28 protein-coding genes and 1 pseudogene are annotated in these 23,815 nt (G+C 68.6%); 15 read left to right on the top strand and 14 right to left on the bottom strand.

The annotated features are described in order from the left end of the window. On the bottom strand, window positions 1-835 hold an 835-nt coding region (locus QQK25_RS17615; protein ID WP_284189103.1), incomplete at its 3' end, for a FecR family protein. Between the two features lie 260 nt (window positions 836-1,095). Between QQK25_RS17615 and mscL the strand changes: the two genes are divergently transcribed. Then, complete coding sequence (gene mscL, locus QQK25_RS17610; protein WP_284189102.1) at window positions 1,096-1,515, top strand: large conductance mechanosensitive channel protein MscL; 420 nt, start codon at window positions 1,096-1,098, stop codon at window positions 1,513-1,515. Between the two features lie 43 nt (window positions 1,516-1,558). On the opposite strand, the gene QQK25_RS17605 is transcribed toward mscL, so the two are convergent. The 4 genes from QQK25_RS17605 to pyrE all read right to left on the bottom strand — a co-directional run bounded on the left by QQK25_RS17605 (window position 1,559) and on the right by pyrE (window position 4,692). After that, a complete protein-coding gene (locus QQK25_RS17605) occupies window positions 1,559-2,287 on the bottom strand; it encodes a response regulator transcription factor (RefSeq protein WP_228111918.1) in 729 nt (242 codons plus the stop codon). An 86-nt stretch (window positions 2,288-2,373) separates the two neighbouring features. Further along, complete coding sequence (locus QQK25_RS17600) at window positions 2,374-3,015, bottom strand: MBL fold metallo-hydrolase (protein ID WP_153162219.1); 642 nt, start codon at window positions 3,013-3,015, stop codon at window positions 2,374-2,376. Window positions 3,016-3,407: 392 nt separating this feature from the next. After that, entirely contained in the window at window positions 3,408-4,040 is a 633-nt protein-coding gene (locus tag QQK25_RS17595; protein WP_153162221.1) for a hypothetical protein, read from the bottom strand. 4 nt (window positions 4,041-4,044) lie between these two features. Continuing rightward, on the bottom strand, window positions 4,045-4,692 hold the full coding sequence (gene pyrE, locus QQK25_RS17590) for an orotate phosphoribosyltransferase (protein ID WP_153162222.1): 648 nt from the start codon (window positions 4,690-4,692) through the stop codon (window positions 4,045-4,047). A 33-nt stretch (window positions 4,693-4,725) separates the two neighbouring features. Here pyrE and QQK25_RS17585 point away from each other — a divergent pair, with 33 nt between their 5' ends. The 5 genes from QQK25_RS17585 to QQK25_RS17565 all read left to right on the top strand — a co-directional run bounded on the left by QQK25_RS17585 (window position 4,726) and on the right by QQK25_RS17565 (window position 7,320). Beyond that, window positions 4,726-5,514, top strand: a complete 789-nt coding sequence (locus QQK25_RS17585; protein WP_284189101.1) for an exodeoxyribonuclease III — start codon at window positions 4,726-4,728, stop codon at window positions 5,512-5,514. 249 nt (window positions 5,515-5,763) lie between these two features. Further along, on the top strand, window positions 5,764-6,072 hold the full coding sequence (locus QQK25_RS17580) for an ElaB/YgaM/YqjD family protein (RefSeq protein ID WP_153162224.1): 309 nt from the start codon (window positions 5,764-5,766) through the stop codon (window positions 6,070-6,072). 12 nt (window positions 6,073-6,084) lie between these two features. Next, window positions 6,085-6,468, top strand: coding sequence for a phage holin family protein (locus tag QQK25_RS17575; RefSeq protein WP_284189100.1), 384 nt, complete (start codon window positions 6,085-6,087; stop codon window positions 6,466-6,468). After that, window positions 6,465-6,749, top strand: coding sequence for a YqjK-like family protein (locus tag QQK25_RS17570; RefSeq protein ID WP_284189099.1), 285 nt, complete (start codon window positions 6,465-6,467; stop codon window positions 6,747-6,749). Before QQK25_RS17575 ends, QQK25_RS17570 begins: the two co-directional genes overlap by 4 nt. Window positions 6,750-6,759: 10 nt before the next feature. Beyond that, window positions 6,760-7,320 (top strand): hypoxanthine-guanine phosphoribosyltransferase, encoded by a 561-nt coding sequence (locus QQK25_RS17565; RefSeq protein ID WP_153162230.1) that lies wholly within the window; start codon window positions 6,760-6,762, stop codon window positions 7,318-7,320. Window positions 7,321-7,344: 24 nt separating this feature from the next. Here QQK25_RS17565 and QQK25_RS17560 read toward each other — a convergent pair whose 3' ends face one another. Then, window positions 7,345-7,785: a MarR family winged helix-turn-helix transcriptional regulator gene (locus QQK25_RS17560; RefSeq protein WP_284189098.1), complete on the bottom strand. Its 441-nt coding sequence runs from the start codon at window positions 7,783-7,785 to the stop codon at window positions 7,345-7,347. Between the two features lie 82 nt (window positions 7,786-7,867). On the opposite strand from QQK25_RS17560, the gene QQK25_RS17555 reads away from it, so the two are divergent. Further along, complete coding sequence (locus QQK25_RS17555; RefSeq protein ID WP_284189097.1) at window positions 7,868-9,025, top strand: aminotransferase-like domain-containing protein; 1,158 nt, start codon at window positions 7,868-7,870, stop codon at window positions 9,023-9,025. Between the two features lie 6 nt (window positions 9,026-9,031). Here QQK25_RS17555 and fumC read toward each other — a convergent pair whose 3' ends face one another. Next, window positions 9,032-10,429, bottom strand: a complete 1,398-nt coding sequence (fumC, locus tag QQK25_RS17550) for a class II fumarate hydratase (protein WP_284189096.1) — start codon at window positions 10,427-10,429, stop codon at window positions 9,032-9,034. Window positions 10,430-10,573: 144 nt separating this feature from the next. Here fumC and acnA point away from each other — a divergent pair, with 144 nt between their 5' ends. Together acnA and QQK25_RS17540 are read left to right on the top strand one after the other, a co-directional pair. Further along, a complete protein-coding gene (acnA, locus tag QQK25_RS17545) occupies window positions 10,574-13,276 on the top strand; it encodes an aconitate hydratase AcnA (protein ID WP_284189095.1) in 2,703 nt (900 codons plus the stop codon). A gap of 141 nt (window positions 13,277-13,417) precedes the next feature. Further along, window positions 13,418-14,752: a helix-turn-helix domain-containing protein gene (locus QQK25_RS17540; RefSeq protein ID WP_284189094.1), complete on the top strand. Its 1,335-nt coding sequence runs from the start codon at window positions 13,418-13,420 to the stop codon at window positions 14,750-14,752. Between the two features lie 30 nt (window positions 14,753-14,782). On the opposite strand, the gene QQK25_RS17535 is transcribed toward QQK25_RS17540, so the two are convergent. From QQK25_RS17535 to QQK25_RS17515, 5 genes are all read right to left on the bottom strand, one after another. Continuing rightward, on the bottom strand, window positions 14,783-15,616 hold the full coding sequence (locus QQK25_RS17535) for a transglutaminase-like domain-containing protein (RefSeq protein WP_284189093.1): 834 nt from the start codon (window positions 15,614-15,616) through the stop codon (window positions 14,783-14,785). A 35-nt stretch (window positions 15,617-15,651) separates the two neighbouring features. Then, entirely contained in the window at window positions 15,652-16,383 is a 732-nt protein-coding gene (locus tag QQK25_RS17530; protein WP_284189092.1) for an N-formylglutamate amidohydrolase, read from the bottom strand. After that, the gene (locus QQK25_RS17525; protein WP_284189091.1) at window positions 16,383-17,102 is read right to left on the bottom strand and encodes a proteasome-type protease; all 720 of its coding nucleotides are present in this window, start codon (window positions 17,100-17,102) and stop codon (window positions 16,383-16,385) included. Before QQK25_RS17525 ends, QQK25_RS17530 begins: the two co-directional genes overlap by 1 nt. A gap of 13 nt (window positions 17,103-17,115) precedes the next feature. Next, entirely contained in the window at window positions 17,116-17,847 is a 732-nt protein-coding gene (locus QQK25_RS17520; protein WP_284189090.1) for a Crp/Fnr family transcriptional regulator, read from the bottom strand. A gap of 123 nt (window positions 17,848-17,970) precedes the next feature. Further along, entirely contained in the window at window positions 17,971-18,291 is a 321-nt protein-coding gene (locus QQK25_RS17515) for a DUF1840 domain-containing protein (RefSeq protein WP_284189089.1), read from the bottom strand. A 214-nt stretch (window positions 18,292-18,505) separates the two neighbouring features. On the opposite strand from QQK25_RS17515, the gene QQK25_RS17510 reads away from it, so the two are divergent. The 4 genes from QQK25_RS17510 (at window position 18,506) to QQK25_RS17495 (ending at window position 19,590) form a co-directional block, all read left to right on the top strand. Beyond that, the gene (locus QQK25_RS17510; protein WP_284189088.1) at window positions 18,506-18,838 is read left to right on the top strand and encodes an ElaB/YgaM/YqjD family protein; all 333 of its coding nucleotides are present in this window, start codon (window positions 18,506-18,508) and stop codon (window positions 18,836-18,838) included. Between the two features lie 56 nt (window positions 18,839-18,894). Next, on the top strand, window positions 18,895-19,119 hold the full coding sequence (locus QQK25_RS17505; protein ID WP_153162249.1) for a CsbD family protein: 225 nt from the start codon (window positions 18,895-18,897) through the stop codon (window positions 19,117-19,119). A 94-nt stretch (window positions 19,120-19,213) separates the two neighbouring features. Beyond that, window positions 19,214-19,405: a hypothetical protein gene (locus tag QQK25_RS17500; RefSeq protein ID WP_284189087.1), complete on the top strand. Its 192-nt coding sequence runs from the start codon at window positions 19,214-19,216 to the stop codon at window positions 19,403-19,405. Beyond that, window positions 19,402-19,590 (top strand): hypothetical protein, encoded by a 189-nt coding sequence (locus tag QQK25_RS17495; protein WP_153162252.1) that lies wholly within the window; start codon window positions 19,402-19,404, stop codon window positions 19,588-19,590. Before QQK25_RS17500 ends, QQK25_RS17495 begins: the two co-directional genes overlap by 4 nt. Window positions 19,591-19,777: 187 nt before the next feature. Here QQK25_RS17495 and QQK25_RS17490 read toward each other — a convergent pair whose 3' ends face one another. Next, window positions 19,778-20,602 carry an OmpA family protein gene (locus tag QQK25_RS17490; protein WP_284189086.1) on the bottom strand — a complete coding sequence of 275 codons (825 nt, stop codon included), beginning with the start codon at window positions 20,600-20,602 and terminating at the stop codon, window positions 19,778-19,780. Window positions 20,603-20,649: 47 nt separating this feature from the next. Continuing rightward, window positions 20,650-21,036: a DUF4398 domain-containing protein gene (locus QQK25_RS17485; RefSeq protein WP_284189085.1), complete on the bottom strand. Its 387-nt coding sequence runs from the start codon at window positions 21,034-21,036 to the stop codon at window positions 20,650-20,652. A gap of 286 nt (window positions 21,037-21,322) precedes the next feature. On the opposite strand from QQK25_RS17485, the gene QQK25_RS17480 reads away from it, so the two are divergent. After that, a complete protein-coding gene (locus tag QQK25_RS17480) occupies window positions 21,323-22,609 on the top strand; it encodes a DUF3422 family protein (protein ID WP_284189084.1) in 1,287 nt (428 codons plus the stop codon). Further along, window positions 22,606-23,815, top strand: a pseudogene (locus QQK25_RS17475) (cyclic beta 1-2 glucan synthetase); the annotation flags it as partial. The gene QQK25_RS17480 and the pseudogene QQK25_RS17475, both read left to right, overlap by 4 nt.

The following is a 23,815-nucleotide window of genomic DNA, read 5'->3' as shown; positions in this document are numbered from 1 at the left end:
CAAAGGCCTGGTCGCGGGCAACCTGGGCCCGGTAGCCGGTGGCCTTGTCCACGGGCGTGAAGGGCAGGCTCAAGGCAAGCTGCTCGAACCGGGCGGGGACGCCGTCGAGCGCCGGCGCGGGCAACAGCGGGCGAACCGGCGGCAGCGCCTGACCGGCCTTGGCGACGAGGCCAAAGCCCGTCGGCAGGGCCTTCGGCGCGCCGCTGCCGGCGGGGTTGAACTGCACCTCGCCCCCGGTGACTTCAGCCTGGGCGGCGTGGGCGTCGGGGTTGGCGCCGACGCGGAATTCGGTGCCGCGAACGGCGACGGAGCCGGTCGGCGTGCGGATCTGGTAACGGGCGGCCGGCCCGCGCTGGGCCTCGACGCGGGTTTCGACGCGCCCCCGTTCGAGGAAGACTTCGGCGCTCTGGCCGCTGAAACCCGGCACGCCATGCAGCTTGTCGAGACGCGCGGCGCTCTGGGGCTGGACGGTCAGGCGGGATTCGTCGGGCATCGCGAGGGTCACGAAGGCGCCCACGCCAGTGCGCAGGAAGGCGCCGGCGGGCACCTTGGCGTCAAGCCCGAGGGCCCGGCCGTCCATCGTCACGTCGCCCTGCAGGGCAATCACCCGGGCCATCTTCGGTTCAATCCGCATCCACGCTTCGGGAATCCGCAGCTTGGCCCCCACCGGCACCCGCAGGGAATCGAGCACGCGGTTGTGGAGCTGGAGGTTCTTCCAGCCAAACGGCGCAGCCAGGAACTGTCGTTCCAGACCGATGAGCGTATCGCCCGATCGCGTGGTGTAGATGAGTTCCCGATCGGCGGCGAGGGCGCCGCAGGATGCCAGGGCACCCACGGCAAGGCCCAGAAAACGTAGAGGATGACAAACCACGGACGGTGTCTTTCGGTCGAGTTTGGCTCGATATATTAGTTGGCGGGCAACCGCAGGGTGCAAAACTTCGCAAACTTGTCCTGAACTGTGTCACGCCGTGCTAAAGACACGAGCTTAAGGGGCAATCGGCCTTTTAAGATGGAAAAGGATGCCTTGACCCTTATGGCAAGGTACCGGTTTCTCAAGCCAATAATCTGGATTATCAATCGATACAAGGGGTAGTTATGAGCTTTCTTCAGGAATTCAAAGAATTTGCAATGAAAGGCAATGTGGTCGACCTCGCCGTCGGTGTGATCATCGGCGGGGCCTTCCAGAAAATCGTCGATTCCCTCGTCAAGGACATGCTGATGCCGGTTATCGGCAAGCTGCTGGGTGGCGTCGACTTCAAGCACCTTTACCTCAACCTGGGTGACAAGACCTTCGAAACCATGGAAGCCGCCGAAAAGGCCGGTGCCCCGCTGTTCAAGTACGGCGTGTTCGTCAACTCCATCATCGACTTCATGATCGTGGCGATGGCCATCTTCGTGGCCATCAAGGCGATGAACAAGCTCAAGCGTGAAGAGCCCGCTCCGGTCGAAGAAGCCCCGGCCGAACCGGAAGACGTGAAGCTGCTGCGGGAAATCCGTGACGCGCTGAAGAAGTAAGCGCGCGGAAAACGGGGTTCCCGGACGGGAACCCCGGAAAACATCAGGCCGGCGAAAGCACTGCCGTGCCAAGAGAAGGCGACTCGGACGGGTCGATGCGCTCCAGCCGGTAACCGAAGTTATAGGTCGGAGTCAGACGGAAGCCGTTTTCCGGACGCAGGTTGAGCTTGCTGCGGACACGGCTGATGTGGGTATCGACCGTCCGGGTCGCCAGGTCGGGGTTACGGCCCCAGACGGCTTCCAGCAGGTGACCACGGGACAGCAGACGGCCCAGGTTGCGGAACAGGAAGGCCGCCAGCTCGAACTCCTTGTCGGTCATCTCGACGGGCACCCCATCGACCGTCAGCATCTTGCGGGCCAGGTCGAAGTTGTACGGCGCCACCACCAGACTCTGGTTATTGGTGCGCGGCTGCGAGCGGCGCATCACCGCCTCGATCCGCGACAGCAGTTCGATCCGGCGCGGTGGCTTGATCAGATAGTCGTCGGCCCCGGCGCTGAAGGCATTGGCGATATCCTCCTCCGCATCGCGGGAGGTGATGAAGATCGCCGGCGTATCGTTGCCGCGCTCCACGCGCAGCCAGCGCAGCACCTGCTCGCCGGTGAGATCGGGCAGCACCCAATCCACCAGGAACAGGTCAAAACTTTCACGGCTCGCTACGCGCATCAATTCGCGAGCCAATCCGAAACCATGCACATCGTGCCCGGCTTCCCTCAGCCAGCCCGTCAGGACTTCCATCTGGGCCGGATCATCTTCGAGAATAGCGAATCGCACGCTGGTCTACCTTTTTCGAGAAATTAAGCACGTCCACCCACAACCACGCGCCAGACTCCTTTGGCAGCAATTCACGCGAACGGAGTTCATGCGTAGTCACCCACATAAGGATTGCTTTCGCGCTCCTCGCCAAAATCCGACATCGGACCATGGCCAGGAATGAAAGCCACATCCTTGCCCAACGGCCAGAGCTTGTGACGGATGGAATTCACGAGCGTGGCATGATTTCCACGGGGGAAATCGGTACGGCCGATGGAACCGGCAAAAAGCACATCACCCACCACCGCCAGGCGTGCAGCGGTGCTGAAGAAGACGACGTGCCCGGGTGTATGACCCGGGCAATGCAGCACATCCAGGGTTTCCTCGCCAATGCTGACGGTGTCACCATCGACCAGCCAGCGGTCGGGCGTGAAAGCCTCGACCTGCGGAAAGCCAAACATCTTGCTCTGCTGGGGCAGGGCGTCGATCCAGAAGCTGTCTTCACGCTCCGGACCTTCGATCGGCACATTGAGGCGACGGGCCAGCTCGGCCGTCCCGCCAGCATGATCGATATGGCCGTGGGTAAGAAGAATCTTCTCCACCGTCAGGCCGAGCGCTCCAATGGCTTCCGTGATGCGGTCCACATCACCCCCCGGATCCACCACCGCGGCGCGGCGCGAAGCATCACACCACAGCAGCGAGCAATTCTGTTCAAACGGGGTGACGGGGACGATCTTGTATCGAAGCATGTTTATTTTCTGGAATCGGAAAGGAGACGAAAGGACGTATGACTACGTATCTGAATCCACCGTTCGGTCCCGGCTTTCTGGATGTCCTGCATGCTTCAAAGTTTATCATGCACCAAATCGGCGACCATTCACGTTCTCGCCTCCCCGACCCAGAATGAGCGCACCTGACACGCTTGTTTTCATTCAAGGACGATTTGGTGGAATGCAAATGTCAGAAAGCCTTGCGCGGATACAACGGCGAAATACATTTGGCAAAACCCGGGAAATGCTCGCCAACAAAGGCGATCCCGGATTTCATTCCACGAAGCAAATTGCACCCTTAATTGACAGGGGAATATGCGCGATGAAAAGACGGGCTCCCGGCGCCGCCCCGGGAAGGGAGGAAAAATGTTTCAGCGGGGCGGCGGAGTGCTGCCGCGGGGATCGGTCAGCGCGATGTAGCGGATGCGGTCCTGCTCGTAGCGGGTGCGGATCGCCTCGACCTCGCGCTTCTTCGCTTCGATCACCGACCCCTGGGCGGCCAGCTCGCTGTCGGACTCGCGCAGGGCCGCCGCAAGGGGCGACGGCATCGGGCGCCTGGCGTAGAACTCGGCCTCGCGGTTGAGGCTTTCACGCTTCTTGAGCAGCTGGGCCTGCCGGGCCTCGGCACGCTTGAGCTCCTGGTCCACGCCTTCCAGCGCGCGGTCGCGGCGGGTTTCGATGTCGGCCACGCTGGAGTAGGTCTCCAGCAACGACTGGTTGCGTCGCTGCTCGGCGCGCAGCCGGGCCTGTTCCAGGCGCCGGGCGCGGTCCTCGGCCTCGCGCCGGGCCAGCTGCTCGGGCGTCAGGGGCGGCTCGACGAGACGACGCACCGTGCCCTGGGGGCTCATCTCGCGGTAGCCCTTGCCGTAGCACTGCATCGGCAGCACGTCGCCGCACACCTGGTGGCCGTTGTCCATGCAGCAGAACACCGTCCCCTTCGTGGGCGTCTGCGCCCACGCGGGCAGCGCGGTCCAGAGGGCGAGGAGAAGGGCGCGTCGAACCATTGGATCAGGCTTCCGCGGCCACACCATAGGTTGCCCGGTAGCGCTGTACGGCTTCCAGGTTGGCCGCCAGGGCGGGGCTGTCGTGGAGGTAGGCGATGAGATCGGTCAGGGTTGCCACCGCCAGCACCGGGATGCCGTAGGTGTCGCGCACTTCCTGCACCGCCGACAGGCTGCCGGTGCCACGCTCCATGCGGTCGAGGGCGATCACCACCGCCGACGGCGTGGCGCCGTGGGCGCGGATGATCTCGACGGATTCGCGCACCGAGGTGCCGGCGGAGATCACGTCGTCGAGGATCGCCACGCGGCCGGCCAGGGGTGCGCCGACCAGGGTGCCGCCTTCGCCGTGGTCCTTGGCTTCCTTGCGGTTGAAGCAGAAGGGCAGGCTGTGGCCGCGTTCGGCAAGCCGCATGGCCGTGCCGGCCACCAGCGGGATGCCCTTGTAGGCCGGCCCGAAGAGCATGTCGCAGGGCAGATCGGCCGCCACCAGGGTGCGCGCGTAGAAATCACACAGCTGACCGAAGGACGCGCCGTCGTTGAACAGGCCCGCGTTGAAGAAATAGGGCGACAGCCGCCCCGCCTTGGTGACGAACTCACCAAATCGCAGAACACCCTTGTCGCAGGCGAGCTGAATGAAATCGCGGCTAAAATTCACTTCGTTTCCAAAAATCGGACCAAGTTACACAAAATGTTACGCGTCGTGACCGTCAACCTCAACGGCATCCGTTCGGCCAGCGTGAAAGGGTTCCTGCCCTGGCTGGCACTTCAGAACGCGGATGTCGTGTGCCTGCAGGAGCTCAAGGCACAGATCGGCGACCTGACGCCGGAGATGATCAACCCCGGTTCGCTGACCGGCTATTTTCATTGCGCTGCAAAAAAAGGCTACAGCGGCGTGGGAATTTACACCCGAAAGCGGCCCGACCGCATCATTGAAGGCATCGGCAATGAAGAATTCGACGCCGAGGGGCGTTATCTTCAGGCCGATTTTGGCTCGCTTTCCGTCGTTTCCCTATATTTGCCCTCTGGTTCCAGTTCTGACGAGCGCCAAATTGCAAAATTCCGTTTCATGGACCTGTTCATCCACCGCATGGCCGAATTGCGCGCCAGCGGCCAGGACGTGATCGTCTGCGGCGACTGGAATATTGCCCACCAGGCCATCGACCTGAAGAACTGGCGCTCCAACCAGAAGAACTCCGGCTTCCTGCCCGAAGAACGCGCCTGGCTCGGCCGGCTTTTCGACGAGCAGGGCTGGATCGACACCTATCGCCGGCTCCACCCCGAAGCCACCGACGCCTGCTACACGTGGTGGTCGAACCGCGGCCAGGCCTGGGCCAAGAACGTCGGCTGGCGGCTCGACTACCAGATCGCCACCCCCGAACTCGGCCAACGCGCCCGGCACGCGGCCGTATACAAAGACCAGCGCTTCAGCGATCACGCGCCCCTCACCGTCGATTACGACTACCCCTTCGGCGAATGACGACGCGCTTTCCCTTTTCGGCCGAGGCGATGTCTTTATTCAATAGAATTAATTTATAAGACATCGCAAGATGCCTGATGCGTGGCGCGGTCCGGCACGCATCAGCGCCCGCTGCGGCCTGCACCATCGTTGTTTGCCTTCGGGAACGATTGGGATTAGCCTTGGTCAGGATCACATGGCCGCCGAAAGCAGCACCCAGGGCAGCCCAACCGTCTTCCCTTGCCTCAGTAAAAAAACCAGGAGAACACCATGAGCGAAGCACAAGTCACCAAGGAAAAACTCGTTTCCGATTTCAAGGCCGTCGTCGCCGACACCGAAGAGCTCCTCAAGCTCACCGCCGGCCAGGCCGGTGACAAGGTCGCCGACGTGCGCGCCCGCCTCGGCGAGCGCCTCACCTCCGCCAAGTACAAGTTCCAGGACATCGAAGCCGCCGTCGTCGAGAAGACCAAGGCCGCGGCCCGCGCCACCGACGACTACGTCCACGACAACCCCTGGAAGGCCGTCGGTGTGGCAGCCGGCGTGGGCTTCCTGCTGGGTCTGCTGGTCAACCGCCGCTAAGCGCGACATCGCATGAGCGATTCCGCGCCCACGCGCCTTGGCGAATCCCTCAAGGGGTTCGCCGACTCCGGGCTGGCCACGCTCCAGACCCGGCTCGAACTCTTCTCCGTCGAACTGAAGGAAGAAAAGCTGCGGGCCGGCAGCTTCCTGTTCGATACCGTGCTGGCCGCGCTGTTCATCGGCTTCGGCTTCGTCTTCCTGATGGCCTTCCTCACGGTGCTGTTCTGGGACAGCCACCGTCTGCTGGCCCTCGGCCTCGCCACCACCGGGCTGTTCATCGCCGGGGTGTGGGCTGGTACCCGCGCCGCCGCCCGGCTGCGTGCCGGGTCAAGGCTTTTCAGCGCGAGCCTGGCCGAGATCGCCCACGACCGGGAAGCCCTGCGCCGCAAAGAATGAGCCCCGAACTCGTCGAACTGGCCCTGCACAAGCAGCGCCTGCAGATCCGCAGCGCCGACCAGCGGGCCGCGCTGATTCATCACGCCCAGGGTTTCGCGCCCGTCTTCCGCGGCGTCGACAAGGTCGTCGATGGCGTCCTGTGGGCGCGCAACAACGCGCCCATCCTGTCCGGCATCGGCATCTTCGTGCTGGTCGCCCGGCCCCGGGCGGCCCTGCGCTGGTTCCGCCGGGGCTGGCTGGGCTGGCAGCTCGTCCGCCGGGCGCGCAACCTCGTTTCCTGAGATCCACCCCATGAAGCCCGTCGACCTCGACGAAATCCGCCGCGTCCGCGAGGAGGCCGACTGCCTGTGCGACGCCACCGAAGTGGACGCCGCCCTGACGCGCCTCGCCTCCGACATCACCGCCCGCCTGCACGACAAGAACCCGCTGGTCTACACCGTGATGAACGGCGGGCTGGTGCTGGCCGGCCGGTTGCTGCCGCGCCTGCCGTTTCCCCTCGAAGTGGGCTATCTCCACGCCACCCGCTACGGCCACGCGCTGCACGGCACGCTGCTCGACTGGCTGGTGAGCCCCACCCACGACCTCTGCGAACGCACGGTGCTGGTGCTCGACGACATCCTCGACGAGGGCCACACCCTCGCCGCGATCATCGACTTCCTCAAGGCCGAAGGCGCGCGGGAAGTCTTCTCCGCGGTGCTGGTCCACAAGAACCACGAGCGCAAGGCCTGGCCGGCGATGCGCGCCGATTTCACCGGGCTCGAGGTGGCCGACCGCTTCCTGTTCGGCAGCGGCATGGACTACAAGGGTTACTGGCGCAACGCCCCCGGCATCTACGCCCTCAAGGGGCACTGAGCCCCACCCCCGCGATACCCCGGATCAGGCCTCCGGCGGCGCCGCCAGGGCCTGCATCACCTGCTTCCAGGCCAGCTCCGCGTCCGCGCCCAGCCGGGCAAACACCTTCTCCAGCATCTCCACCTGGGTGCCCGTCAGCGCCGCCTCCAGCTGCCCGCCCTTGTCGGTCAGGTGCAGCCGGCGCACCCGCTTATCCGACGCATCGGCGGCGCTGCCCACCAGCCCGGCCTCGGCCACCTGACGCAGCGGCCCGTTGAGCGCCTGCTTGCTCACCCCCAGCACGCCCTGCAGCTCGGTCACGGTGATGCCCGGCCGGCGCGCCACGAAGTACAGCACCCGGTGATGCACGCGGCCCAGATCCCAGGCCTCCAGCAGGCGATCCGGCGGCGCGGTGAAGGCCCGATATCCAAAGAAAAACAGCTCGATGGCCTCGCGCAGCTCGGCCTGACGATTTAGGTCAACCATATTGACATTTCTCGGCGGGAGGATCAGGATTAATAGGTCAATATACTTGACCAATTCTACCCCATCGTCTCTGGAGAAAGCCATGCCTTCCCGTACCGCCGACCGCCTTCCGCTCTCCCTCTCCGCCCGCGTGCACGACCTGCACCCGTCGCCGATCCGGGAGATCCTGGAGGTCGTAGGGCGGCCCGGCATGATCTCCTTCGCCGGCGGGCTGCCCGCCGCGGAGACCTTCCCCGACTTCGGCCTCGCCGCGCCGGATTCGGCCCTGCAGTACGGCCCGTCCGAAGGCGACCCGGCACTCCGCGAACGCATCGCGCTGGAGCTCGCCGCCCTCGGCCTCGACGCCACGCCCGACCGCGTGCTGGTGCTCTCGGGCTCCCAGCAGGGCATCGACCTGGTGGGCAAGCTGTTCGTCGACGCCGGCACCCCGGTCGCCGTCGAATCGCCCACCTATCTTGCCGCACTGCAGGTGTTCCGCTTCTTCGGTGCGCGCTTCCTGCCCTTCGCGCCCGAAACCGTGAGCGCCGATTTCTTCCGCGACCACCGCCCGGCCCTCGCCTACGCCATCCCCACCTTCCAGAACCCCACCGGCCGCTGCTACACCGTCGCCGAGCGGGCGGCGCTGGCCGAAGCGTGCATGGCATCCGGCGTGCCGATGTTCGAGGACGACCCCTACCGCGATCTGGTGTTCGACGCCTGCGACCGGCGCCCGGTGTGCGCCGGCATCGAAGGCAGCCCGTGGATCTACCAGGGCTCGTTCTCCAAGAGCCTCGCGCCGGGCCTGCGGCTGGGTTTCCTGGCGGCTTCGCCGGAGCTGTTCACGCCGCTGGTGCGCCTCAAGCAGGCCGCCGACCTGCACAGCAACCGGCTCAGCCAGTGGCTGGTGCTCCAGCAGCTCGAAGCCGCCGGACGCCCGGCGCGGCTCGCCCGGCTGGCGGATTTCTACCGGGCCAAGCGCGACGCCTTCGACGCCGCCCTGCGCCGCCACTTCGGCGCCCTGGCCGACTGGCAGACGCCCGCCGGCGGGCTGTTCTTCTGGCTCCAGCTCAAGCGCCCGGTGGACACCCGCCTGCTGCTGCCGGCCGCCATTCAGCGCGGCGTCGCCTTCATGCCCGGCGAAGCCTTCTACGCCAGCGACGCCGCCCTCGGCACCCTGCGCCTCAACTTCAGCCACGCGGCCGAAGACGAGATGGACACCGGCCTGGCCAAGCTCGCCGAGCTGGTGTCCGCGGCCCCGTAAGCCGGCTCAGGCCTGCGGGCCGGTCATCTCGCCGGCCTGCACCCACGCGTCGAACTCCTCGCCGGTCACGTCGCCCAGCGCCAGCGCCGCCTCGCGCAGGGTGAGGCCAGCGTGGTGGGCGTGCTTGGCGATGGCCGCCGCCCGGTCGTAGCCGATGTGCGGGCTAAGGGCCGTCACCAGCATCAACGAACGCGAAACAAGCTCCGCCACCCGCGGGCGATTCACCTCGATGCCCCGGGCGCAGTGGGCGTCGAAGCTGGCCATCGCATCGGCCAGCAGGCGCACGCTCGCCAGAAAGTTGTGGGCGATGAGCGGCTTGAAGACGTTCAACTCGAAGTTGCCCGACGCCCCGCCCACGGTGATCGCCACGTCGTTGCCGAACACCTGGCAGCACACCATCGTCAGCGCCTCGCACTGGGTCGGGTTCACCTTGCCGGGCATGATCGAGCTGCCCGGCTCGTTCTCCGGGATCACCAGCTCGCCCAGCCCCGAGCGCGGCCCCGAGGCCAGCCAGCGCACGTCGTTGGCGATCTTCATCAGCGCCACGGCCAGGGTCTTCAGCGCGCCGTGGGCCGCCACCAGCCCGTCGTTGGCGGCCAGCGCGGCAAACTTGTTGGGCGCGCTGCGCAGGGGCAGGCCGCAGCGCACCGCCAGCTCGGCCGCCACCCGCTCACCAAAACCGGGCGGCGCGTTGAGCCCGGTACCCACCGCGGTGCCGCCAATGGCCAGCTCCTCCAGCGCCGGCAGGCTCGCCTCGATGACCCGGGCGGCGTGATCCAGCTGGGCCACCCAGCCCGACATCTCCTGCCCGACGGTGAGCGGCGTGGCGTCCTGCAGATGGGTGCGGCCGATCTTCACGATGTCGGCAAACTCCGCCGCCTTGGCTGCCAGCGTCGCCGCCAGGGCCCGCAGCGCCGGCTGCAGCGTGCCGCTCACGGTGGCCACCGCCGCCACGTGCATCGCGGTGGGAAACACGTCGTTGGACGACTGGCCGAGATTCACGTGGTCGTTGGGGTGGATCAGCCGCCCCATGCCCCGCTCGCCACCGAGGATCTCGGAGGCCCGGTTGGCCAGCACCTCGTTCATGTTCATGTTGGTCTGGGTGCCCGATCCGGTCTGCCACACCGACAGCGGAAAGGCGTCCGGGTGATCGCCGGCGAGCACCTCGTCGGCGGCGGCGATGATGGCCGCGGCCTTGTAGGCCGGCAGCAGGCCCAGCTCGCCATTGACCCGGGCGCAGGCGCGCTTGACCTCGGCCAGCGCGCGGATCAGCGGCACCGGCATACGTTCGGTGGAGATCGCGAAGTGATGCAGGGAGCGCTGGGTCTGGGCGCCCCACAGGGCGTCGGCGGCCACCTCGATGGGGCCGAAGGCGTCGGTCTCGGTGCGGGTCGGGCGGGGCATGACAATCTCCCGGTTGGACGAACGATGCCGGGCGGCAGGGGTCTTACCTGAGTGTAGTTCGATACCACCCCCCGCGCCCTGTCGGGCCGTGCCGGCGTTCCCACCGCCTCGCAGTCCGGGCGGCTGCGTCACCAGGAGTACGCCATGTCCGCCAACCCCTTCCACACCCTGACCCGCTTCTTCCTCGCCGCCGGCCGCAGCGGCCGCTTCCATTCGCTGCCCGCCCTGGCCGACGCCGGCTTTCCGCGCCTCGGGCGCCTGCCGGTGTCGCTGCGGATCATCCTCGAATCCCTGCTGCGCAACCTCGACGGCCGGCGCATCACCGAGGCCGACGTGCGCCGGCTGGCCGGCTGGCAGCCCCGCGCCGAACGCACCGACGAGATCCCCTTCGTGGTCGCCCGCATCGTGCTGCAGGATTTCACCGGCGTGCCGCTGCTGTGCGATCTGGCCGCCATGCGCGACGTGGCCCGGCGCTTCGGCAAGAACCCGCGGGTGGTCGAGCCGCGGGTGCCGGTCGATCTGGTGGTGGACCACTCGGTGCAGGTGGATCACTACCGCGAAGGCGACGCCCTCGACCTCAACATGCGCCTCGAATTCGCCCGCAACGCCGAGCGCTACCGCTTCATCAAGTGGGGCATGCAGGCCTTCGACACCTTCCGCGTGGTGCCGCCGGGCATCGGCATCGTGCACCAGGTGAATCTGGAATACCTGGCCCGCGGCGTGATCCACGACGACGACCTGTACTACCCGGACACCCTGGTGGGCACCGACTCCCACACCACCATGATCAACGCCCTCGGCGTGGTGGGCTGGGGCGTGGGCGGCATCGAGGCGGAGGCCGGCATGCTCGGCCAGCCGGTGTACATCCTCACCCCGGACGTGGTCGGCGTGCATCTGGCCGGCCGACTGCGCGAAGGCGTCACCGCCACCGATCTGGTGCTGGCGGTCACCGAGATGCTGCGCAAGGCCAGGGTGGTCGGCAAGTTCGTCGAGTTCTTCGGCGACGGCGCGGCCTCCCTCACCCTGCCCGACCGGGCCACCCTCGCCAACATGGCGCCGGAGTACGGCGCGACGATGGGCTTCTTCCCGCCCGATGAAGTCACCGCCGCCTACCTCGCTGCCACCGGGCGCAGCGACGAGGAGGTGGACACCTTCGTGCGCTACTACCAGGCCCAGGGCCTGTTCGGCATGCCGCGCACCGGCGAGATCGACTACAGCGCCCAGCTCGAACTGGACCTCGCCAGTGTCGTACCCAGCGTCGCCGGCCCCGGCCGGCCCCAGGACCGCATCGCCCTGCCGGCCCTCAAGCGCCGCTTCGCCCAGCTGCTGGCGGCGCCGGCCGGGGAGGGCGGCTACGGCAAGCCGGCCGATCCGGGCGACGCAGCAGCGCCCCTTGCCGACGGCACCCGCCTCGCCCACGGCGACGTGCTGATCGCCGCCATCACCTCGTGCACCAACACCTCCAACCCCGGCGTGATGCTCGCCGCCGGGCTGCTCGCCCAGAAGGCGGTGGCCCGCGGGCTGCGGGTCGCGCCCCACATCAAGACCTCCCTCGCCCCCGGCTCGCGGGTGGTCACCGACTACCTCGGCAAGGCCGGCCTCATCGAACCGCTGGAAGCCCTGGGTTTTCGCGTGGTGGCCTACGGCTGCACCACCTGCATCGGCAACGCCGGCCCGCTGGCGCCCGAGCTCGAAGGCGTGGTCACCGGCCACGACCTGATCTGCGCCTCGGTGCTGTCGGGCAACCGCAACTTCGAGGCCCGCATCCACCCGGCCATCAAGGCCAACTTCCTGATGAGCCCGCCGCTGGTGGTGGCTTTCGCGCTGGCCGGGCGGGTCGGCATCGACCTGGACACCGAGCCCCTCGGCACCGGCAGCGACGGCCAGCCGGTGTACCTGCGCGACATCTGGCCCAGCCAGGACGAAGTGGGCGCCGCCATCGCCAGCGCCACCCGGCCCGAAACCTACCGCCACCTGTACGCCGACTTCGCCACCGGCAACCCCCTGTGGAACGCCATCGCCACCAGCACCGGTTACAGCTACGGCTGGGACACCTCCACCTACATCGCCGAGCCGCCCTTCTTCGACGACTTCGGGATGACCCCCGCGCCCATCCCGTCGATCCGCGGCGCCCGGGCGCTGGCGATCTTCGGCGATTCGGTGACCACCGACCACATCAGCCCGGCCGGCTCGATCAAGGCCAGCTCGCCCGCCGGGCGCTGGCTGCAGGCCCACGGCGTCACCCCCGACGAGTTCAACAGCTACGGCTCGCGCCGCGGCCACCACGAGGTGATGATGCGCGGCACCTTCGCCAACGTGCGCATCCGCAACCTCATGCTGCCGCCCGACCAGGACGGCCGGCCGGTGGAAGGCGGGCTGACCCTCGCCCAGCCCGGCGGCGCCCTCAAGACGATCTTCGACGCGGCGATGGATTACGTGGCCGCCGGCACCCCCACCGTGATCTTCGCCGGTGACGAATACGGGACCGGCTCCAGCCGCGACTGGGCCGCCAAGGGCACCCGGCTGCTCGGCGTGAAGGCCGTGGTGGCGAAGAGCTTCGAGCGCATCCACCGCTCCAACCTGGTGGGCATGGGCGTGCTGCCCCTGCAGTTTGCCGCCGGCAGCGACGCCACCAGCCTCGGCATCCGCGGCGACGAGACGTTCGACCTGTCGGGCCTGGAGGCCGGCATCGCCCCCCGCCAGAGCGTGACCCTGAAGATCCGCCGCCCCGACGGCGCCACCCGAGAAATCCCCCTCCTGCTGCGCATCGACACCCCGGTGGAGGTGGACTACTACCGCAACGGCGGCATCCTGCCCTACGTACTGCGCGGCCTGCTCGGAAACTGACCCCGGCGGCGGCCCCGGCTTGCGAAAGTCATATGTGGGCCACCGCACGTAGCCGATACGCTTTTTGGACTAAGCTGAAACGACTGCGATGGCGCTTCCGCGCACCCAATCACGGCAGGTATCCACAGGCAGGAGGGGCGAATGCCCGACGACATTCATGAAGGTGCGCGACAGAACCGCATCCTCGCGGCGCTGCTTCCGGAGGAGTACGCCAGGCTGGCGGACGATCTGGAGTTCGTGAGCCTCACCGCCGGCCAGACGATCCTCGAATCGGGCGACGATCTGACCAGCGTGTATTTTCCGACCACCTGCATCTTCTCGCTGATCTCCAGCCTCAAGGATGGCTCGTCGGTGGAGCTGGCGATGACCGGCAACGACGGGCTGATCGGCATTCCGCTGGTCCTCGGCGGCGACACCGCCAACTACCGCATCGTCGTCCAGCACGCCGGCGGCGCCTACCGCCTGCGGGCCGAGCTGATGAGCTGGGAGCTCAACCAGGGCGGCAACCTGCGGCGCATGTCCCTGTGCTACACCCAGGCCCTGATGACCGAGATGGCGCAGAGCGTGCTGTGCAACCGGCACCACACCGTCGACCAGCAGCTGTGCCGGTGGCTGCTCCGCAACCTCGACCAGATCTCGGGCATGCAGCTCGACGTCACCCAGGAGACGATCTCCAACCTCCTCGGGGTGCGCCGCGAAGGCGTCACCGAGGCCGCCTGCAAGCTCCAGTCCGCCGGCCTGATCCAGTACCGCCGCGGTCATATCACGGTGCTCGACCGGGCCGGGCTGGAGTCGCGGGCCTGCGAGTGCTACGCCATCGTGCGCACCGAATACCAGCGCCTGCTCCGCCTGATGACGGCGAGCCTCACCACCCAGCGCGCCCGCCCCAACCCGGCCACCCTGCGCCAGCGCGCCGAAGCCCGGCACAAGCAGGCCAGCCCGGTAGCCGACAGCAGCATCCCGTGGGACACCGCCCACCTGCTGCACGAGCTGCAGGTGCACCAGATCGAGCTGGAGATGCACAACGAGGAGCTCCGCCAGGCCTACGACGAGGCCGACGCCCTGCGGGAGAAATACGCCGACCTCTACGACTTCGCACCGGTGGGCTATTTCACCCTCGACAACCAGGGCACCATCCTGCAGATCAACCTGGCGGGGGCGATCCTGCTCGGCATCAAGCGCTCGCAGATGGGGCGCCTGCGCTTCGGCGCCTTCGTCAAGCCGGCCTTCGTGCCCGAGTTCAACGCCTTCGTGGATGAGGTGCTCGGCGGCAAGGCCCGCAGCAAGTGCGAGATCGCCCTGATGGCCACCGCCCAGCGGCCAGAGGTGCTGGTGCGGATCGAGGCGGTGGCCGACGAGGCCCGCCGGGAATGCCGCATCGTGGTGGTGGAGGTGGCCGAGAAGGGCCGGCCCCGCCAGAAGGCCGGCGTCAAGCCGGCCACCGACGCACCGCGGGGGCTCGACACGCTGCAGTAGCGTCGAGCCCCCGCGGGCGGCTTCAGCGGATCAGACGGCCGGCCAGGCCGGCACGCTCTCCGGCACCTCGTCGGTGCGCACGATGAAGCGCTTGAGGGTGTTGGGCCCGAAGGTGTTGCTGATCGCCACGTCGGCCGCATCGCGCCCCCGGGCGATGAGCACCCGGCCGATGCGCGGCGTGTTGTTGCGGGCATCGAAGGTGTACCAGTGGCCGTCGAGCCACACCTCGAACCAGCCGGCGAAATCCATCGGGCCGTAGGGCGGCGGCATCCCCATGTCGCCCAGGTAGCCGGTGCAGTAGCGCGCCGGAATGTTCAGGCAGCGGCAGAAGGTGATCGCCAGGTGAGCGTAATCCCGGCACACGCCGACCCGCTCGTGGAACACATCCCAGGCGGTCTTGGTGTGGCGGGCGTGCTCGTAGCCGAACACGATGTGGCTGTGCACGTAGTCGCACACCGCCTGCACCCGCGCCCAGCCCGGCGGCGTGTGGCCGAACAGCTTCCAGGCCACCTCGGTCAGGCGGTCCGTCTCGCAGTAGCGGCTCCCCAGCAGAAACAGCAGCGTCTCGTCGGGCAGCTCGGTCACCGGCGTCTGGCGGGCGTTGGGCACCACGATGTCGGGCAGCCCGCTGTCGTGCACCAGGGCGTCCGTCGACAGGCGCAGCGTGCCCTTGGGAGCCAGCAGCCGCGAGCACCAGTTGCCGAAGGTGTCCCGGTAGGCCGTCACCGGCACCGCCGGCTCGGTGACCAGCAGGTCGGGGGTGAGCAGATCGGCCACCCGGGAGGCGTGGACGGTGAGCGTCAGGATCATCGGGGTGGGCTGGGGGCAGTCGTAGATCAGGTCGAAACCGATACGGATCTTCATGGCGGGCTCCTGGGGGAAGGGGGCGATGGAACGGGTCAGCGCGGCGCGGGGGGCGCGTCGCCGGCGAGGGCGTCGCGCAGCGCGGTGACGATGGCCTCGCGCAGGGCGGGCCAATGGCTGCCCGTGCCGAGGATGTGCTGCTGATTCACTTCAAGCTCCACGCCCACATAGCTTTCGGGCGACAGGCGCTGGCGCAGCCAGGCGGTCAGGCCGTCGCCCTTGCCGGCGTAGGGATAGTTGCGGCGGATGTTGAGCGCCGGCAGGCGGGCGCCGAGGGCGGTCTTCCAGCGCTCGCACAGGGCGGCTTCGCCGGGTCGCCGGGGGTCGTAGAGCAGGCCGATGTCGGCGGTGCGGCGCTTGCCGTCGAGCTCCGGCGTGAAGCTGTGGGACGACAGGTGGAGCACCGCGCCGTGTTCGGCGATGGCGGTGCGGATGGCCTGCTCGGCGCGGCTGCGGTAGGGGCGGTAGAAGCGCGCCAGGATCTCGGCCTTCTGCCCCTCGCCCAGGCTGCGGACGGGGCCGGCATGCAGCCGCGGGTGGCCCACCGAGCGGTTCAGGTCCACCAGCAGGCGGCTCACGGTGGACGACACCAGCGGCGCGCCAAAGGCCCGGGCCAGGTCTTCGGCCATCTCCAGGGCGCCGGGGTCGAAGCCCCGGTGGCTGGCCAGCGCGGCCTGCAGGTCGCCGAAGAGGGCGCGGTACAGGGCCGGGATGTGGTTGCCCCCGTGCTCGCAGGTGACCACCACGCCGGGAGCCGGCCCGGTCATCACCAGTCCAGCCGGGGCAGGCGGCGGAACACCTCGCGGGTGCCGGCGCTCCATTCGTCGCCAAGCCGGGCGAAGTAGCCGTCGCCCGCGTCGAAACGGCGGCGCATGCGCACTTCGAGGCTGTTGCGCTGGTAGCAGATCAGGTCGATGGGCATGCCCACCGACAGGTTGCTGCGCATCGTCGAATCGAAGGACACCAGCACGCACTTGGCGGCGTCGTTGAGGCCGGTGGCGCGGGTGATGCCCCAGTCGATCACCGGCTTGCCGTACTTGGTCTCGCCGGTCTGCAGGTAGGGCGTCTCGAGGCTGGCCTCGATGAAGTTGCCCTCGGCGTAGATGCGGAACAGGTGGGGCGGCCCGCCGGCGATCTGGCCGCCGAAGATGAAGGAGGCGTTGAAGCCGGTCTCCTCCAGGTATTCCCCGTCGCGGCGGTCCACGTCGCGCATGGCGTCGGAGACCAGCATGGCCGCGTCGAACATCGACGCCGCCTGCCACAGGGTGGCGCCCTCGGCCCGCTCGTTGCGCTGCTTGAGCAGGCTGATCACCGCCTGGGTGCCGGCCAGGCTGCCGGAGCTGAGCAGCACCAGCACCCGGTCGCCGGGGCGCTCGAAGACGGTCATCTTGCAGAAGCGGGCAAAGTTGTCGACGCCCGCGTGGGTCCGGGAGTCGGACGCGAAGACCAGTCCGGTGTCGAGCATGATGCCAACGCAGTAAGTCATGGCGGGGGGTGATTCACGGTTGCGGTTGGGTTCGGGCAGCGGCGGGCATCGCCATGCTGCGTTGGTAGCAGATCTTGTCGGCGGCGTAGCAGCCGCAGGCCGCGGCCTCCAGGCCGGCCCGGTCGGTCACCGTGATGTCGCCCCGGGTGTAGCGGATCAGCCGGTGGCTCTGCAGCGTGGTGGCGGCGCGGGTGATGCCCACCCGACGCACCCCCAGCACGTTGGCCAGGAACTCGTGAGTGAGGTGAAACTGGCTGGAATGGGCCCGGTCCTGGGTCATCAGCAGCCAGCGGGCGAGGCGCGCCTCGACCACGTGAAAGCGGGTGCACCCGGCGGTCTGCGCCAGCTGACCCATCTGGGCGTGGATGTAGTGGCGCAGCACCCGGGTCAGCGCCGGGCTGCGCGCCAGCTCCCGGCGAAAGCGGCCGGCCTCGATGCGCAGCGCCTCACCCGGCTCCTGCACCAGCGCCTGCTGGGGCGATTCCGCCACATCCAGCACCAGCGAGGCGCCGAGGGCCCCTTCGTCACCCACCAGCCCGACCTCCAGATTGGCGTGGCCGTCGATCCGGGCCACCTGGACGATGGCGCAGCGGATGGGAAACCACACCTCGCGGATCGGCTCGCCGGCTTCGGCAAGGATCTCCGCGAAACGCAGTACGACGGGTTCGCAGTGATCCAGCAGACGCCCGCGTTCGGTGGCCGGCAGGGCTTCGAGCAGGCGGTTGGCAGCAACGATAGACGGCACGGGAGGCCTCCGGGTAGCCGGCGCCGGGGGTCGGCGCCGTGGGGATCGACCCGCTGCAGCGTGGGCCGATCGTCGCCCCGTGTCGGGGCGGTAGCGCACGAAGCCCCATCCCGTGGGCGGGGCTCACACGCCCCAGGTGACCGGCACGCCGTCGGCAGCGGCCCGTTCCAGCATGTCGAGCAGCGGCACCGCCCGCTGGTGGAAGCTCACGCCTTCGCCTTCGTCGGCCATCGACTGGGGCGCGGCGCCGGCCTTGACGGTGTAGGTCGCCACGTCGTCGGCGATGGCCCGGCGCAGGCAGTCGATGGCCGCCGGAAGCTGTTCCACGGTGAAGATGCCCTGGCCGTCGTCCCGATCCTTGCCGAGGACTTCCAGCATCTGGCGGGCGTTCTTCTCGAAGGTGATGAGGTCGCCGGAGGCGGCGGACTTGAAGGTGATCAGCATGATGGGCGTCCTTTCCAGGGTTGCAGCCCAGTGTGCGCAGGAAAGGCCGGCGGGTCTGTGCGCTACCGAACCAAGGCTCCGCCACGCCAGTTGCGTACGTTGGCGCACCGACATCGGCCACCGCCAGGGCCACGATGCAGCCAGAGGAGCCCGCGGCCCGAGCCCCCGGCGCCGATCGCCCCCCGCACTCGATCCACTTGCACCAGGAGACATCATGACCACCGAAACCACCGCCCTGCAGGACACCGGCGACAGCCGCCGGACCACCTTCGTGAATGACGTGAAGCAGGCCGCCGGCCGTGCCGATGCGTTGCTGACCGACGCCGCCAGCACCACCGCGGACGGCTACGCCGCCGCCCGTTCGACGATCCATGAAGCGATGGGCGAGGCCCGCTCCCGCTACGACGACACCCGCCACCGGATGGCCCACAAGGCCCGCGTGGCGGCCGACGTCACCCAGACCTACGTGAAGGAAAACCCCTGGCAGGTGCTGGGGGGTGCCGCAGTCGCCGGCTTCGTCATCGGCTTTCTGATGAACCGGCGCTGAACGGCGCGTCCGGCCGGCAATTCCGCCGTCCGGCCAATCAACACAAGGAGTCGAAAATGAACTGGGACATCGTTGAAGGTAACTGGAAGCAATTCAAGGGCAAGGTCAAGGCGCAGTGGGGCAAGCTCACCGACGACCACCTGGACGTGATCGCCGGCAAGCGCGACGACCTGTCCGGCAAGATCCAGGAAGCCTACGGGATCACCAAGGACGAAGCCGAGGCGCAGCTCAAGAAGTTCGAGGACGCCAACAAGGATTCACCGCCGAAAAGCCCGTCCTGACCCGTTCGCGCCATGCCGCGGCCACGCATCACGCCCCGCGCATGGCGCGGCACGGGCCCAGGCGGGCCGGCAATTACATGGAAGGATCGTGGTCATGAACACATTCATGCGTTTCACCCCCCGGGCGGGGCCGGCCGACGGCCCCGCCAGCCTCTCCCCCTTTGTAACCCAGATGGCCGAGCGCCTGAGCGCCAGGCAGGCCCGCCGCCCGCGGGCACGGCTGAAGGTGTGGGAAGACGAAGGCGGCAGTCTGGCCGCCCCGGCCGCCGCTGCGCCGCCCCTGTGAAGCCCGGCAAGGACGCCACCGAAGACTGGCTCGACCGCGAATGCCCCCGCTGCGACAGCTCCGCCTACCGGGTGCCGCGCCGCTTCGTGGATGTGCTGCGCGGCCTCTTCGGCGCGGTCCGGCGATACCGATGCACGGCGATGGGCTGCGGCTGGGAGGGCAACCTCCGCCCGCCACGCCACTGAATCCCCGGGGTTGGCAGGCATCCCCGGCCAGCCCCCAAATACCTCCCCAATCTTCCCGGCCCTGCCGGGAAGCACACGTTTACCCGGCCGGTAAACGGGCACGCCCCGGCCCGGCCATCTGCACGGCCTTGCCGGGGCTGCCCGGAACATCCCCCGCCGACACCCCAAGGCGCCGGCGGGCACCGGCTCAGCGGGCCGGGATGTTGCCGTTCTCATCCGACAGCACCACCTCCACCCGACGGTTCATCTGGCGGCCGCCGATGCTGCCGTTGCCGGCCACCGGATAGGCCTCGCCATAGCCGTGGGCCGAGAGGCGCGAGCTGCCGATACCCATGTCCACCAACGCCCCCATCACCGCGTCGGCACGCCGGCCGGAGAGTTCCCGGTTGTGGACGTCGCTGCCGGTGCTGTCGGTAAAGCCTTCGATCATCGCCTTGCGCTCCGGGTTAGCCTTCAGGAAGGCCGCCAGCTTCTCCATGTTGCGCCGGCCACCCGACCGGATCTCGGCCCGGTCGGTGTCGAACAGCACGTCGCCGATGGTCACCACCATGCCGCGGGGGGTCTGCCGGGCATTGAGGGCCTTCAGTTGGCTTTCCAGCTCGCGGTTGCGGGCCTGGGCGTCGCCGGTGGCCATGCGGGCGCTGTCGGCGCTGCGATGGGCCATGTCGGCTTCGGTGGTGCGGGCCGCCAGGCGCACCTTGTCGCGGGCACCTTCGGCACCGGCAACGGCCTTCTCGGCGGCCTTCTGGTTGCCGGTCTCCTGGGCGATCGCCACCCGCTGCTTGGCCAGGTAGGCCAGGTGATCCACGTCGGCCGGCTTGTCGCCGCGCATCGACGCCTCATCGGCCAGCTTCAGGGCGTCGCCGGCCTGCTTCATCTCGCCCGCCGCAAACTCGCGGGCCTGGGGATTCGCCTCGGCGATCTGGTAGTCGCTGCGCGCCTGGTCCAGCAGCGCGTTCTTCGGGGGCGTCGAACTACAGCCGGCCAGGGTGGCCAGCGCGACGAGGGTCATCGCGAAAATCCGGTTTTCAGTCACGGTCGTTCCTTTTGTCTGGGCAATCATTTGTTCTTGCGGTCGAGCTCTTCGCGCAGCACGCGGATGCCTTCCTGCAATTCGTCGGCGGCCTTGCGGGCCTTCACCGAGCGCGACTTGGCCTCGGCGAGCTGGGCGTCCACCTGGGCCTGCTGGGCAAACCGGCGGGCGCTGTCAAAGTCCTCGCTGACCATGGCGCGCTTGGCCAGGTCGAGCTTCTCCCGCGCCATCTGCATCTCGGCGGGGGCCATCTCGCTGCCGCCGGCGCTGCCGGCCCGGCCGACCGCGGCGGTGGACACGGCCAACTGTTCGACGGGGGCGGGCGTGCTTGCGCAGCCGCCCACAACAATCGCCGCGACGGCGACGAGTACCGGCAGGCCGGACCGGAGTGCTCCGGCGGATCGGGTTTTCATGGTGATTCCCTTCGTTGAATGAAGCGGCCGACCGGCAGGGCGGAAGCCCGCCGCGTCTTGGCTCACCGGCCGAGCATGCCCGGGACGCGCACCCCGGTCGGTGCGCTGACGCACCCGGGATGATGAATCCGGCATGGCAGGCCCCTGTGTGCGGCAGCGCACCGACCCCACAGCGCCTTGTGGCTAGGCTGCCTGCGAGGTTTCCCCGTGGCTCCGCGCCCTGCGGCACGGCGTCCCCTCCGGTTCATCGTCAGCCGTCGCATGACGAACTGGGGGAGGTTCATTCATGGCAATCCTGGCCAATCACCCGCAGCGCTTTGCGCTCAACTACGAGCTGCATGCCCGCCCGCTGGAAGCCCTTCAGGCCCCCGAGCAGGCGTCCTACCTGGCCGTGTGCACCGAGCCCGACGGGCGGCAGGCCGAGTACGAACACCTCGTCGAGCTGTGCACCCGCTACGGCGTGGCCTCGCCGGCCGCCGACCTCACCCACTTCCAGGTGGATCTGGGCGTCTTCCGCCTGCGCTGGGAACACCGCCCCAACTGCAGCAGCTACACCTTCTTCCGCCACGGCGATTTCGAGACGCCGTTCGCCGATCCGGTCATCGGCAGCGTTCCCCAGGACTGGCTCGAGAAGCTGCCCGGCACCGTGCTGGTCGCCGCCCACATGGCCCTGCGCGCGATGCCGCCGGTCAAGCACGCCGACGACGAGCTGGCCCAGCTGTTCGAGGGCAACCCGATCAACGCCTCGCGGGTGGGCGACGGCGTCGCCAGCGTGGTGACGGACTTCCGCATCCACGCCGATGGCTTCAGCCGCATCCTGATCGACGACATCCGGCTCGCCCCCGGCCAGGCCGGGCGCACGGTGCTGCGCCTGTTCGAGATCGAGACCTACCTGATGCGCGCCCTCCAGGCCTTTCCGCTGGCCCGCGCGACCCTGCCGGTGCTGGTGGATGCCGACGCCCAGCTGGCCGCCCTCATCACCGAGATGGCCGAGGTGCACAGCAAGGACGAACCCGCGCTGCTCGACCGCCTGACCCGCCTCGCCGCCACCGTGGAGGGCACCATCTCCGCCACCCTGTACCGGATCTGCACCGCCCGCGCCCACCAGGAACTCGTCACCCGGCGCATCGCCGAGCTGCGCGAGCAGCGGGTCGAGGGCCTGCCGACCCTGCGGGAGTTCGTCGAGCGGCGCCTGCTCCCGGCGATGAACACCTGCGAAACCGTGGCCCGCCTGCAGGAGAGCCTGTCCGAGCGGATCAGCCGGGCCAGCGAGCTGCTGCGCACCCGGGTGGACATGACCCTCCAGCAGCAGAACCAGATCATCCTCAACGCCACCGCCCGCCGCGCCCGGATGCAGCTGCGCCTGCAGGAGACCGTCGAGGGGCTGTCCATCGCGGCCATCAGCTACTACGTGGCCGGCCTCATCGCCTACCTCGCCAAGGCCCTCAAGGCCGGCGGCGCGCCGGTCAATCCGGAGATCGTGGTGGGGCTGGCGATACCGGTGGTGGTGATCGCCGCCGCCGTGGGTGTGCGCCGCATCCGCCGCGCGGTGCAACGGGCCGAACTGTCGTGACCGCCCCCGTCGACTCCTTCCCGCGCCTCAGGGACTGGCTGGCCGGCAAACCCCGACAGGTCTCGGCCGAGACCGAGGAACCGCCGCTCCGCGCCGAGCTGTTCAGCGCCGACCAGATGGCCACCCACGGCAAGCGCCTGGCGGCCTCCCACACCACCCTGGCCCGCGGCCGGGTGCGCGACCGCCTGCTGGCCCGCCTCGCCGACAACGAGCGGGTGCTGGTGGACGTGTGCCGCCAGCTCACCGAGGCGGTGGCCGACAAGCGCCGCGTCACCCCCGCCGGCGAATGGCTGCTGGACAACTTCTACCTGCTCGAAGAACAGGTCCGCATGGCCCGCAGCCTGCTGCCCGAAGGCTACAGCCGCGCCCTGCCGCGCCTCGCCGACAGCCCCACCGAGCCCGGCGCCCCGCGGGTGTACGACATCGCCCTCGAGACCGTCTCCCACGGGGACGGGCGGGTCGACGCCGAGAGCCTCGGCCGCTTCGTGACCGCCTACCAGACCGTCACCCCCCTCGAACTGGGCGAGCTGTGGGCGATCCCCATCATGCTGCGGCTGGCCGTGATCGAGAACCTGCGCCGCGTCAGCGTGCGGGTGGCCGCCGGCTGGGCCGAGCGCGAGCTGGCCGGCACCTGGGCCGACCGCCTGATCCAGACCGTCGAGGACGACCCGCGCAGCCTAATTCTGGTGATCGCCGACATGGTGCGCTCCAACCCGCCGATGGTCGGCGCCTTCGTGGCCGAGCTGGCCCGGCGCCTGCAGGGCCGGGGGCCGGCGCTGGCCCTGCCGCTCACCTGGATCGAGCAGCGTCTGGCCCAGTCCGGCCAGACCATCGTGCAGCTCGTCCAGTCCGAAAACCAGCAGCAGGCCGCCGATCAGGTGTCCATCAGCAACAGCATCGGCAGCCTGCGGGTGCTCGGCACCCTGGACTGGCGGGATTTCGTCGAGAACCTGAGCCTCGTCGAGCAGACCCTGCGGGGCGACCCCGGCGGCGTGTATGGCCGGATGGATTTCGCCACCCGCGACCACTACCGCCACGCCACCGAGGAGATCGCCCGGCGCGGCCAGCTGGGCGAGAACCAGGTGGCCCGCCTGGCGGTGGATCTGGCCCGGGCCGCCGCCCGGGGCACCGGCGGGCGGCCCGCCCACGTGGGCTATTACCTGGTGGATGCCGGCCGCCCCGCGCTCGAGAAGGCCGCCGGGCTGC

This window comes from Zoogloea oryzae, from assembly GCF_030161255.1.
In the GTDB taxonomy this organism is placed as follows: domain Bacteria; phylum Pseudomonadota; class Gammaproteobacteria; order Burkholderiales; family Rhodocyclaceae; genus Zoogloea; species Zoogloea oryzae.
Note: the sequence above shows the minus strand (reverse complement) of the source record. Positions and strands in the feature narration are given on the sequence as shown.